Annotated in this window: 4 protein-coding genes; all 4 read left to right on the top strand. The window is 48.5% G+C overall.

What is annotated here, in order from left to right:
* Positions 1–1,061: 1,061 nt before the first annotated feature.
* Entirely contained in the window at positions 1,062–1,886 is an 825-nt protein-coding gene (locus WA407_RS25885) for a thioesterase II family protein (RefSeq protein ID WP_235308272.1), read from the top strand.
* 215 nt (positions 1,887–2,101) lie between these two features.
* A complete protein-coding gene (locus tag WA407_RS25890; RefSeq protein WP_254330907.1) occupies positions 2,102–3,997 on the top strand; it encodes an ABC transporter ATP-binding protein in 1,896 nt (631 codons plus the stop codon).
* Positions 3,972–5,837 (top strand): ABC transporter ATP-binding protein, encoded by a 1,866-nt coding sequence (locus WA407_RS25895; protein WP_336078705.1) that lies wholly within the window; start codon positions 3,972–3,974, stop codon positions 5,835–5,837. Before WA407_RS25890 ends, WA407_RS25895 begins: the two co-directional genes overlap by 26 nt.
* Positions 5,838–5,887: 50 nt before the next feature.
* Positions 5,888–14,509, top strand: an 8,622-nt coding sequence (locus WA407_RS25900) for an amino acid adenylation domain-containing protein (RefSeq protein ID WP_336078706.1), incomplete at its 3' end; no start/stop codon positions are given.

Raw genomic sequence — 14,509 nt, forward strand, 5'->3', positions numbered from 1 at the left:
GATGGCGATCCACCTGGATCGCCTGGAGAAACAGGGGTAACCCCCTATTTCTCCAGAGACCAGAGCCTTATGATGTAAAGAAAAAGAAACCCACGTCTCAAAAGACGGGGTTTCTCGACAATCTGAGAGCACAGCCTTAATGGGCTGTGCTCTTTTTGTATACCATAAGGCTTTCGCGTTTTGGAAAATATACAAGAAACCCATACCAAATACTCCATTCCACTAAATTAATAAGATTGGGGGATAACTACAATAAAGCTTTCAACGCTCTGCATATCGACCAATAGTGAAGTCAAACATAATGAAATTTATAAAGCAGCAAGCTCCAACAACAGGGAGCCTTGCTGTTTGCCGTTACTGAAAGATTAAAAGTAAGGCTATAAATTTCTAGAGAACAGGTACTTTTGAATCGAGATAGAAACGCTTCTATTAGAGTTTGAAAAGAAAATTCATAGCTTTGGGAGAGAAAAACTCAATCCGAACTGAATTTTTTAGACGAAGAGTCAGAAAAAAATATGCAAAATATGGTCCTTTAGGACTATTAAATAACAATATTTATTACAAAATTAAAGAGTTATTAATTTTGGCTTATGTGAGCTTGATACAAATTCAATCCACTATTTAGGAGTTTAAAGAGAGTTGCGGAAAAAGGCGGAATTTGTCGGATGATATCAGGTTGAATTTGTTACATTTATGTTAATGGCATGTAAAGATAAAATTGTTGTAGGATAAGGGGTTGGAGCTTCAATGTAAATCATAGTGAGTTTAGTTTTACAAAATTCGTGAAAACCTAAAATTTCGTTTCAAACTAAATTAACAGATCATGATTGACAGATAACTAATACAAAAAGTGAAATTGTTGCTTTTGAAGTTTGGAAACAAATAACATAATATGGATTTTGTTTTATTTTTATGAGCTCTATCGATTTAGCCCTTTTTTCCCATGCCAAGTGGTTTTAAAGTTTGTATATTTAAAAACAGTTAGAAAGTGTTGGAAGGAAAAAAGAGATATAAGGATTTACTGTAAAATTATGAACTGCATAGAGGATGGAGGAATTCATATGACGACTCGATCGCAATCTTGGTTCGCGAAAACAGAGGTCCAACCGACTGCGAAGCTCCAACTATTTTGCTTCCCCTACGCCGGTGGTGGTGCTTACATATTTAACTCTTGGAAGTCCAGATTTGCGCCTGACATTACCGTGCTGCCTATACAACTTCCAGGACGTGAAAGCCGTTCAACAGAAGCTCCAATGGATACTCTTCAAGACATCGTTCAATCGTTGGTTCCCGCAATGGCTCCATACATGCATAAGCCGTTCGCTTTTTTTGGGCACAGTATGGGGGCACTGATTGCATTTGAAACAGCACGACAGTTGTACAGCAAAACTGGAAAGCTACCTGTGCATATCATCATATCTGGTAAATCCGCACCACATCTTCCATACTCCAAAAAACGACTCCATGATTTAACAGACGATTCTTTCACGGAAGAGCTTCGTTTAATGCAGGGAACCCCTGAAGAGGTGCTGCAAAATGCAGAATTGATGCAAATTATTATGCCTCGTCTGCGTGCAGATTTTAAGGTATGTGAAACTTATGTTTATCTGCCGGGAAATCCACTGGTATGCCCGATGACCGTTTTAGGAGGAATGAAGGATTTTGAGGTTAGCACAGATTCACTCCATGCCTGGCAACAACATACGACATCACCTATGGATGTTCAGATGTTCGAAGGTAATCACTTTTTCATCCATGAACAAGAACAAGAGGTTATGAGCGCAGTCGAGAACATTCTTTCTACATCCTCGCCGATGGGCCACGCGGAGGCAGCTCATACAGCTTACAACACAAGCACCCTACAACCACGATTCAGACAGAGTTGAATGTCCCACACATCACGATACACTTCGTTATTACCATCTCAGCAACAATCAACAACCAACCCACACCAAGATGCAAATTCCAGCATAGTTCAAAATCGCATTTTATTCTGCACGGATACTCATGCATCCAAACTCAGAGTTTATCTCAACGACGTCCACAGCCAATATAAAAAGTTCGCACTGATAAAGTGTGGGCAACGAAAAGAGGGATGCCCTTGTTTCGATTAAATTCTGCATTTCGGAGACTCGCACGTTATGTAAGGCCGTATAATCTATGGGTTTTCATAACGGTGATCGCCTCCTTGTGTTTGGCAGCTATTGACATTGTTTTGGGTAAGGCCATTGAACACATGGCACAGGGGACATTCTCCTCTACCCAGAACATGATCTATCTGGTTGTTGGTATGACGCTAATTGGAATGCCCTGTAAGTTTGTGATGAGGTACGCTTCAGCGCGATTTAGTGTTAGTGCTCTGCGCGACTTGAGAGGGGATCTCGTACATAAGTTTTGCGATTTACCAGTTTCCAGCGTGGAAAGGAAATTTACCGGAGATTTGGTATCCCGTCTAACCAATAATACGGCAGTATTACAGAACTTTTTTATCCAGCAGTTTGCCAATCTGTTTTATTTACCGCTTGTGTTTACGGCATCCCTCATATTGCTTTTACTGACAAGCTGGAAACTGATATTGGCAAGTCTTGCGCTCATGCCAATAGGAATGATCATAACATCACTAATGAGCAAGCCGATTGAAAAATATTCCGCGGATCTTCAGGAGAAAATTGCTCATTTGAACGCTGTGGGGCAAGATGCAATCGGAGGAATTCCTATCGTCAAGGCATTCAATATGCAAGCAGTGCTGTTGAAGAAGTATATGGTGATTATGGAGGAGGTCGTCAAGCGCGGCTTACGGCTAGAAAAGCGCTATGCAGCCATTACTCCGGTAGGTGTGATGATGCTAGCAACACCGATTATTTTAGTCATTGTATACGGAGGATACCTGATACAACATGGAGAGCTGAATGCTGGAGGCATTGTACTTTTTTTATACCTGATTTCGTTCATATTGCAGCCGATTGCCATGCTGCCGACGATCATTTCGCAAATGAAGGAAGCGGGTGGAGCCGCAAAGCATTTGTTTGAGGTACTGGATTGGCAGAATGAACGTCAGGATGGCGAAATGACCTTGGTAGATCAGAAGCGAGAGAATGAGGCGCCTCATTTGAAAGACGAAGCAAATGGGGAAGCCAACCGAATGAGTGAAGGCGGAGCAGAAAGTGATGATGACGTTGATAGTGTTGCTGTAGTCAGCTTTGAGCATTTGACCTTTGGCTACGATGAAGGGAACACAGTGCTGAAGGATATCAGCTTCCAGGCAGGGCAAGGGGATATGGTGGCGATTGTCGGTGCCAGCGGTGGAGGTAAGAGCACGATTTTCAAGCTGCTTTGCGGATTTAATGAACCTGGAGAGCATGCTGGAACCATTCAACTATTTGGAAAAAGTTTGACAGATTGGAATTTAACCAGCCTGCGCAGTCATATTTCGATGGTATCTCAGGAGCCGTCGCTTTTTCCGGCCACCATTGCAGAAAATATCGGATATGGACGTTTGGCGGCGACTCGGGAAGAAATTGTCGAAGCGGCGAAAGCGGCACATGCGCATGATTTTATTGTTCAACTTCCCGAGGGCTATGAAACCCTGTTGAGCGAGCGGGGAGGCGGATTGTCTGGCGGTCAAAAACAGCGTATTTCCATAGCAAGAGCATTACTGAAAAATGCTCCGCTGCTTCTATTGGACGAGCCGACTTCAGCACTCGATAGTCAGTCGGAGGCTCAGGTGCAGAATGCGATGAATGCGGTAATGCAAAACCGGACGGTACTGGTCATTGCTCATCGACTGTCAACCGTACGTCAGGCGAACCGCATTATTGTACTCGATCAGGGGAGCATTGTGGAATCGGGTTCTCATGAGGAATTACTAAGTCGTGATGGTGTGTACCGAAAGCTGTATTTGAAAAATTTTGAAGAAGAACAGCATACGGCGGAAAACGGGTTTTCGTTGCCTGAGGAAAGGGGTGAGCGTCGTGACCTTCAAGCAGGGGTTTTATGAATTTAAGCAGTTGATGTCCCTGATGAAGCCGCAACGAAAATGGTATTTTACCGGGCTGGTTGGCAATAGTCTGACCAATGCCAGCATCACGATTTTACTTTCTTTTGTGGTGCATTATTTGCTGAATTTCGCGGTTAATGGCGATGTACAGGAGTTATACCGAGCGGTCTATTTGGTCAGTGGTACATTTTTGGCATTAAGTCTTATTTCCCCCCTGTGTAGCTATATGTATAAACGGTGTGTAAAGCTGGCGATTGCCGAAGTACGAATGAAACTATTTGGCCACATTGTTAAGCTATCGTACGATAAAGCCGAAAAACACCATTCGGGTGATCTTGTATCCCGTATGACGAATGATGTACAGGCGCTGGAGCAGGCTTACACCGTTCATATCCGCTCGATTATACTGGAAATTTCGCTTTTCTTGGGCTCGTTGGTCATTTTGATGGTTCTGGATTGGCGATTTGGGATTATGGCGGTTTTACTTGGGCTGGCTTCAGCCTGGATTAATGCTCATTTCGCAAAGAAAATGCGAAAGACGAGTGAAGAGTTACAGGGACGGATGAGCGGGTTCACGGAACGATTGAGTGATTTGCTTTCCGGTTTGCAGACGGTGAAGTTGTTTGGGTTGAGGACAAAGGTAGGTGGACTATGTAACGATGCAAGCGAGGACATAAACCGTATCAGCATCCGGCAGGGACGTCATATGGGCTTGCAGGATATGTGCAATTTTGTCATAGAGTTCATTACGCTGGGCGGTGTGCTTGTCGCCGGATTGATTCTGGTATCGCAGAAGCAAATGGAACTGGGGGTATTGGGACAGATTGTGCAGCTGCAAACCGGTATTTCAACGGTGTTTTTGGAGCTAGGGGCAGCTGTAACACTGTTACAAAACTCCTTGGCAGGCTTGGCGCGTATCCGCGAAATTCTGGATGAGTCGAAGGAAGAAGAGCAGTTCCCCGCGGCTAAAAAGAAGGGACTGTTGACTAGGCTTATCGATCCCGAGACGTCAGCTTTATCAGCCCGTGAATCTGGGGAATTCTATGGCGATGTTGAGACCTTGCGTTCAGACCATGCCATTGAACAGACTCCGGCTGCGCTGGAGCTGCACGACATCACCTTTGGCTATCAGCCTAACCATCCAACGCTGCAAAGGTTAAACTTGGTCGTGCCAGAAGGACAGGTAACCGCGCTTGTTGGCCCGAGTGGTGGCGGCAAAAGCACAGTCATGAAGCTGTTGTTGGGATTTTACCCACCGGACGAAGGTGTGCTGCGGGTTCGTGGTCGCTTGGCAGAAGAATTTACGTTGGATGAGGTCAGGGATTTGATGGCCTATGTACCACAGGAGGCTACGCTGTTCCACGGTACAGTAGCGGATAATATCCGTTTTGGCTCACCGACTGCCACGGATGAGGAAGTAGAGGCTGCGGCCAAAACAGCCTATGCCAGCGGCTTCATAGCCGAGCTGCCAGAGGGGTACGACACGATTGTCGGTGAACGCGGAGCCAATTTGTCTGGCGGTCAAAGACAGCGGATCGCAATTGCTCGTGCTTTGCTCAAAAATGCACCGATTTTGCTGTTGGATGAAGCAACCTCGGCTTTGGATGCAGAATCGGAATATGAAGTCCAGCAGGGCTTAAATGAGCTGATGAAGGATCGTACGACATTAGTTATTGCCCATCGATTGTCTACGATTGAACGGGCGGATACGATCTGTGTCCTTGCCGATGGTGAACTGAAAGAGCAGGGTACCCATGATCAGCTCCTTGCCGAGGGCGGTCATTATGCAGAGCTGTATGAGCTTCAATTTCGAAAGCATCCCGAGGAACAAACCGCATAAATATGCGAATTTCCTTTTTACCAATATCTAATTTGCGAGGAGAGAGACGGATGACACAGCAAAATGTTCAATTGTTTTCGCTAAGCCAGCCACAGCAACGGATTTGGTATACGGAGCTTCTGTATCCTAATCGGAACACATCAACAATTATTGCAACAGTAAAAATCAGGGGAACTGTTCGTATAGATGCCTTGCAACAAGCAATGAACCGGGTAATTGCCCAAAATGATTCTTTTCGTATCAAAATTACTGCTCAGGATGGGATTCCGTATCAATATGTAGAGCCGTTTACGGCGGAAAGTATAGAAACGCTCCAAGTTACCCCGGAAGAAGCAAAGGAATGGTTAAAGCGCCATAATCCACAGCCGTTCTCATTGTTGGATTCGCAGCTGTATCGATTTGTTATCTTGCAGCTCGGAGCAGAAGAAACCTGGTTTAATTTTAAAATGCATCATATTATCTCAGACGGCGTGTCCATGAATCAGGCCATTAATGAAATCACCGGACATTATATGGATATTGTGCATGGTACAGGTCAAGATACGCCGACCAAGGGCAATCCCTATCTGGATTTTATCCAGGTAGAGCAAAGCTATGAGCAATCAGACCGTTATCAAAAGGACAAAACGTACTGGACGGAAAAGTTTGCTGATTTGCCAGAGACTACAGGTTTGAAATCATATAACCCGCTGACACTGAGCACAGCTGCACGCCGGGAGAGCTTTATACTGGAACATGAGTTGTATCGTGGTGTTACGGCTTTTTGCGAGGAACATAAAATTAGTATTTTCACGTTCTTCCTGGCGGCTCTGTATATTTATTTGCATAAAGTGACGGGGGAGCAGGACTTAACCGTGGGGACACTTTATGCCAACCGTACGTCTAAGAAGGAAAAAGATACCATCGGTATGTTCGTCAGCACTGTGGCTACGCGTCTGTTAGTCGAACCAGAATCCGAACTGTTGACTTTCCTGCAAGGTGTAGGGAAGGAGCAGGCATCCATTTTGCGGCATCAGCGTTACCCGTACAACAAAATTATTCAGGATTTGCGTGAACAGCAAAGCAGCCTGGACATTCAGCGTCTGTTTGGTGCTTCTATTCAGTACCGTACCTTGAGTTTCTCCCGGTTTGATGAAGCCATTCAGCAGGTAGATAACGATTTCTGCGGAGATACGGTGAACGACTTCGATATTCACATGGTTGAAATGCTGGATGATGATAGACTCGTGCTGTACCTAGATTATCGTACCGAACTGTTTAGTGAACAGGAAATTGCTCGAATTATTCGACAATTTTTGAGTGTGGCAGAGCATATGGTGCAGGGCCCACACAAGCGGATACAGGAATTGTCGCTGATCAGTGAGGAAGAACGGGCGCAAATCGTCGACGTATTCAATGCTACAGCGGTGGAATATCCACACGAAGCAGGCATTCATGAGTTGTTTGAGGAACAGGCTGAACGTACACCGAATCAGACAGCAGTTGTGTTCGGAAATGCCCGTTTAACTTATGGCGAACTGAATGTAAAAGCAAATCGACTGGCTCACACGTTGCGCGGACACGGTGTTACCGCCGAGCAAACTGTAGGTATCGTTGCTGAGCGTTCCACGGATATGATCGTCGGCATGTTGGCGATTCTCAAAGCGGGCGGCGCATATGTACCGATTGATCCTGATTATCCGGCTGAACGTGTACGTTACCTGTTGGAAGATTCGGGGGCGAAGTTGCTGCTGGTGCAGCGTGCAGAACAGCAACCGGAGGAATACACCGGAATCGTACTGGATCTGAGCGATGCTAAGGTGTACGGGGCAGAGGATGACCAAGGCTTGAATGCCGTACATTGGGAGCAAAACGAGGCTTATCATGCGGATTATACCGATTATATAAATCTGAAAAATGTGATTTTAAAGGAATCATCCTCGTCTGTCGTAGACAGCACTGCTGGAGAACAAGAACGTAATTTTGGAAACCGACTAGCTTATTTGATGTACACTTCGGGCACAACCGGACAGCCCAAAGGGGTTATGGTAGAACATCGCAATGTTGTGCGTTTGGTGAAAAGTACAAACTATGCGCAATTAGATGCTGATACACGTATTTTGCAAACTGGCGCCGTTGTCTTTGACGCGTCCACCTTCGAAATTTGGGGTGCGCTACTAAATGGTGGACAGCTCGTGCTGGTAAGTCAGGATGTCATTTTGGACGCTCCAAAGCTCAAGGAAGCCGTGCGCAACCATGGTATCACGACAATGTGGCTGACTGCACCGCTCTTTAACCAGCTATCTCAGCAGGACTTGGAGCTGTTCGAGGGGGTACAAGAACTGCTGGTCGGTGGTGATGTGCTGTCCGTACCGCACATTAACCGGGTGCTGGAGGCTCATCCGTCCCTGCGGATCATTAACGGCTATGGGCCGACAGAAAATACAACTTTTTCTACAACTCATGCGATTGCCAGCGTGCAATTGGAAGCGGTGCCGATTGGGCGTCCGATCCACAACTCCACAGCGTATGTCGTAGACCGTTTCATGCAGCTTCAGCCTGTCGGGGCATGGGGGGAGTTGATCGTCGGCGGCGACGGGGTGGCACGTGGCTACCGGAACCGTCCGGATTTGACGGCTGAAAAGTTCGTAGATAGTCCGTTCCGCAGCGGAGAGCGCTGCTACCGCACAGGCGATTTGGTGCGCTGGAATGAGGACGGAACGCTGGAATACAAAGGACGGATTGACGCACAGGTGAAAATTCGGGGCTACAGGATCGAGCTGGGTGAGGTGGAAGCGCAGCTGTTGAAGCTGGAAGCGGTGCAAGAAGCCGTCGTCATTGCACGTGAGGATGAGCAAGGGCAAAAGCAGCTCTGTGCATATGTAGTCACCCTTGCGGATATCGCGGCTAGTGAGCTGCGAAGCGCCTTGAGTCAAGAATTGCCGGGTTACATGGTACCGTCATATTTTGTGCAGCTGGAGCAATTGCCGTTGACACCAAATGGCAAAGTGGATCGTCGGGCGTTGCCGCAACCGGAGGGCAGCGTGGATTCCGGTGAGGATTACGTAGCAGCCCGTAATGAGGTAGAACGGACGCTAGTGTCCGTGTGGCAATCTGTACTTGGTATCGAGCATATTGGTGTGCTGGATAACTTTTTCCATCTGGGGGGCGACTCGATTAAGGCCATCCAGGTGTCTTCAAGACTGCTGCAAAATGGTTACAAGCTGGAAATGAGAGAGCTGTTCCAGTATCCGACGATTGCTGAGCTGAATGGACGGGTGCAGCGGGTGACCCGCATTTCCGATCAAGGAGAAGTCAGTGGAAACGTGGTATTGACACCGATTCAACACTGGTTCATTGAGCAGCAGCCATCCAATCCTGAGCACTATAATCAGGCTCTGATGCTGCACCGTGAGGATCGTTTGGACGAAACGGCGCTTCATCAGGCACTGCAACGCATTGTCGAGCACCATGATGCTTTGCGCATCGTATTCCGCCAAAATGCGGACGGTGGGTATGAAGTATGGAACCGTGGCGTGCAAGAAGGAGAACTGTACAGCCTGGAAGTGGTTGATTTTACAAATGAGTCTGACTTTGCTCACTTGCTGGAGAACAAAGCCAGCGAAATTCAAAGCAGTATCTGTCTAGATGAAGGCCCTTTGGTGAAACTGGGTCTGTTCCGTTGCACCGATGGAGACCATTTGTTGATAGCGATTCACCATTTTGTGGTCGATGGCGTGTCTTGGCGTATTTTGCTGGAGGATTTGGCATCCGGCTATGAGCAGGCTTTACGGGGCGAGTCTGTCCGTTTGCCTAATAAGACAGATTCCTTCCGCCTTTGGGCTGACCAGCTATCCGCTTATGCGAACAGCACAGCGTTGAAGAGTGAGCGTGCGTATTGGGAGCAGATTGAGCAAGCAGGGAAGAGTCAGGCATCCTTGCCTAAAGATTACACCCGTAAATCTCAGGCCAAGCCACAGCTTCGCGATGATCGGACACTGACCGTGGTATGGACGGTCGAAGAAACAGAACAATTTTTGAAGCAGGCACATCGTGCCTACAATACGGAAGTGAACGACCTATTGCTGACAGCTCTGGGCACCGCAATTCAGGAGTGGGCAGGCATCCGTCAGGTGCTTGTAAATCTGGAGGGTCACGGACGGGAAGCCATTTTGCCGAATGTGGATATTACGCGTACGGTCGGTTGGTTTACCAGCCAATTCCCGGTTGTACTCGATATGGGCGAGGAACAGAATGTGGGACGGCGTGTCAAGAACGTCAAAGAAGGACTGCGCCGTTTGCCGCATAAAGGAATTGGATACGGGATTTTGAGATATCTTGCTGAAGGGGAAGGGGAAGCCCTTTTTATCACCGAGCCGGAAATCAGCTTTAACTATCTCGGACAATTCGATCAGGATTTGAAGAAAAATGCCTTTCGCATGTCTCCTTATTCCATCGGAGCTTCCATTAGTGACACGTTAACCAAGCGGTATGCTCTGGATATCAACGGCATGATCACGGACGGTGCACTGGAACTGACGATCAGCTACAGCAGGAAAACATTCATGAAAAAATCAATTCAAAGACTGGCTGGTCTGCTTCAGGAGAGCTTGCGTGAGGTATTGGCTCACTGTGTGGAAAAAGAGTTGCCAGAGCTGACGCCAAGCGACTTGTCCTTCCAAGGACTGACGGCTGGAGAGCTGGATCATATTGTAGAGCAGACGGCTGCTGCGGGTGAGCTGGAAAATATTTATTCGCTCACACCCATGCAAAAAGGCATCCTGTTCCACGGCTTAATGGAGCCGAACTCCGGGGCGTACTTTGAGCAGGCGACATTTGATCTGCAAGGTAGCTTTCAAGTGGAGGCTTTTGCCGAAAGCTTAAATCAACTGGTGAATCGCCATCAAATATTCAGAACGAATTTTTATAGCGGCTGGAATGAGCAGCCTTTACAGGTGGTGTACCGTCACAAACATGCCGGGTTCCGTTTTGAAGATGTGCGCTCAATGGGACAAGGAGAGCAGGACGCATACATTGCTGATTTTGCTGAACGTGACAAAGCCGAGGGCTTTAATTTCAGCTCTGGCGAGCTGATGCGGGTGTCTGTTTTGCGTACAGGCGAGGAGTCGTACCGTTTTGTGTGGAGCTTCCACCATATTTTGATGGACGGCTGGTGCTTGTTCCTAATTGTAGGAGAGGCATTTAATACGTACTTTGCCATCCTCGAAGACCGCAAGCCGGAGCTTGTCCCGGTAACGCCATACAGCGAATATATTGAATGGCTGGAGCGGCAGGACAAAGCAGAGGCTGAACGGTTCTGGAGTGATTATTTTGCTGGTTTCGAGCAGCAGACGGTATTGCCGCAGGCAAAACAGCTGGACGGTCACGCTAAAGAATATGAAGCGGACAAACTTTCGTTTACACTGGACCGCGAAGTGACGGAACGGATGAACAAGCTGGTTAAGCAAAAGCAAGTGACGGTCAATACACTGCTGCAAGCAGCGTGGGGCGTTGTGCTGCAACGGTATAACAACAGTGGGGATGTTGTATTTGGCAGTGTCGTATCTGGTAGATCAGCGGATATTCCGGGCATCGATAAAATGATTGGTTTGTTCATTAACACGGTTCCTGTACGGATTCACAGTGAGAAAGATATGACGTTTGCTGCGTTAATGAAACAGATACAGGAGCAGGCACTGGCTTCCCGTGCCTATGAAACCTATCCGTTATATGAAATTCAGGCCCTGACAGAGCAAAAACAGGACCTGGTGAACCATATTATGGTGTTTGAAAACTACCCAGTGGAACAGCGCATGGAGCACACGGGTAGCCGTGGTACGAATGGTTTTACGATTGCCAATGCTTCCGTATCGGAGCAAACGAACTATGATTTCAACATTACGGTTGTGCCGGGGGATGAAATTCATGTCCATTTGGAGTACAACGCGCGAGTATTGGAACGTACAGCTGTAGAGCAAATCCGCGAGCATTTGCTGCATATGATTGAAGAAGCAATTCACAAACCGCATGCGCTGGTAGATGAGCTGGAGCTAGTGACTGCTTCGGAAAAAGCGAAAATCATCGACGGTTTTGGATCAGTAGGCGTATCTGCATGGAGTGATGAAAAGCAATCAGAAGGGTTGTTCCACGCCTATGTGGAAGAACAAGCGCAGCTTGCACCGGATCACGTGGCAGTTGTATACGAGGAGCGGCAGCTTACATACCGTGAGCTGAACGAGCGTGGGAACCAACTTGCTCGTAGATTGCGGAATGAAGGCATTGGGCGCGAATCCATTGTTGGTATTTTGAGCGAGCGCTCGGTGGACATGCTGGTCGGCGTATTGGCAGTATGGAAAGCCGGCGGGGCATATGTACCGTTAGATGCGGATTATCCGTACGAACGTATCCGCTTTATGCTGGAGGACAGCGGCGCGACAGTGCTACTGACGCAAACAGGTTTGCAGGAGCGCGCGCAGGCATGGCTGGAGGAAAGCCGACAGACTTTGGCCGGAGGGCAGTCTGAGGGCGAGCTGGAAACGGCGGTTAGCATTGAAACGATGGAAAGAGACAGCCTTAATGAGGGATTCAGCTTGAAATCAGATTCGTCATCTGATAGCGAAGCAGCATCCGAATCCGCAGCGAACTTGCGTCTGCACACCGTACTGGCGCTGGACGATGAGTCGCTGTACATCGGGGATGCCACGGATGTGGAACCTATCAATGAGCCGCAGGATCTGGCGTATGTGATCTACACCTCCGGGACAACGGGACGTCCGAAGGGCGTCATGATTGAGCATCGCAGTTTGGTGAATACGGCTGCGGCCTATCGCCGGGATTATCGTCTGAACCAGTTCCCGGTACGGTTGCTACAACTGGCGAGCTTCTCCTTCGACGTGTTCGTCGGGGATATCGCACGGGCGCTTTATAACGGTGGAACGATGGTCATCTGTCCGAAAGATGATCGCATTGACCCAAGCCGTCTATACGGCTGGATTCGCGATTATCAGATTACAGTGTTCGAATCGACACCGGCCTTGATCGTACCGTTTATGCAGCATGTGTATGAACAGGGGCTGGACATGAGCAGTCTGGAATTGCTGATTACCAGCTCGGACAGCTGCAGCGTGACGGATTATCGGGTGCTGCAGGAACGATTCGGCGCGGATGTTCGTATTATGAACAGCTACGGCGTCACGGAAGCGGCGATTGACTCCAGCTTCTACGACGAAGAGCTGTCGAAGCTGCCAAGCAGCGGCAATGTGCCGATTGGTCAGGCGTGGCTGAATGCACGCTTCTACATTGTGGACAGCCAGTTGAATCCGGTGCCGATCGGCGTATTGGGTGAACTGTGCATCGGCGGAGCCGGGGTAGCACGGGGATACTTGAACCGTGCGGACCTGACGGTCGAGAAGTTCGTGGCAAACCCGTACGTAGCGGGTGAACGATTGTACCGCACAGGTGACTTGGCGCGGTGGATGTCGGACGGCAATGTGGACTTTATCGGCCGGATGGACTATCAAGTGAAAATCCGGGGCTACCGGATTGAATTGGGCGAGATTGAAACGGCGATCCAGCGGGTGCCGGGTGTGCGTCAAGCGGTAGTCATCGACCGGACGGATGAGCGTGGGCACAAGTACTTGTGCGGATACATCACGGGAGAAGCCGAGCTGCGGATTGAGGAAGTACAGGCCGAGCTGGAAGCAGCACTGCCAGCACATATGGTACCTGCACGCTTGATGCGTCTGGAGACCTTACCACTGACCCACAATGGAAAAATCGACCGCAAGGCCTTGCCGGAACCGGAAGGAAGCATCCATACCGGAGCAGCCTATGTGGCACCGCGTACCACGGTAGAACAGGTTTTAGCTTCAGTATGGGCCGGGGTGCTGGGTGTCGAAACGGTAGGCACGCAGGATAACTTCTTTGAACTGGGCGGCGATTCGATTAAAGCGCTGCAAGTATCCTCCCGATTGCTGCAAGCAGGTTATCGACTGGACATGAAGGATTTGTTCAGCAATCCGACGGTAGCGTCACTCAGTCCTTTACTTCGTACAGATGGCAAGATGGCCAGTCAGGAAGAAGTCGTAGGCCAGGTGGAACTGACACCCATTCAGCGGTGGTTCTTCGAGCAGCAGCCGGCTGACCTGCACCACAGCAACCAGGCGATGATGCTGTATCGAGCTGGGCGCTTTGACATAGAAGCGCTGCGCCGTACGATGGAACGAATTGTCCAGCATCATGACGCATTGCGCACTGTATTCCGTGAGGCGGAGCAGGGTTATGTCGCTTGGAACCGCAGTGTGGAGGAAGGCGAGCTATACACGCTGGACATTATAGATTTTAGCGGAGTGGAAGACGAATTCACCGCTGTAGAAGCCAAGGCGAGTGAAATTCAAGCGAGCATTCATTTGAGCGAGGGTCCACTTGTGAAGCTCGGTCTGTTCCACTGCGCTGAGGGCGATCATTTGCTAATCGTCATTCATCATTTGGTTGTGGACGGTGTATCGTGGCGTATTTTGCTGGAGGATTTGGCATCCGGTTATGAGCAGGCTGTTGCAGGTCAAACAGGCACAGCTATTCGACTGCCGCATAAAACAGATTCTTTCCAGGTATGGGCCAAACAGCTGTCAGCCTACGCGAATCGTGCGACGATGGAGCGGGAGCTAGCCTACTGGCAGCATATCGAACAAGCA

Origin of the sequence: Paenibacillus sp. 203 (assembly GCF_037027525.1) — a bacterium.
In the GTDB taxonomy this organism is placed as follows: domain Bacteria; phylum Bacillota; class Bacilli; order Paenibacillales; family Paenibacillaceae; genus Paenibacillus; species Paenibacillus polymyxa_B.

What these genes read in the sequence shown, in the direction of transcription:
- WA407_RS25885 (WP_235308272.1), top strand. Translation starts at nt 1,062, where the DNA reads ATGACGACTCGATCGCAATCTTGGTTCGCGAAAACAGAGGTCCAACCG.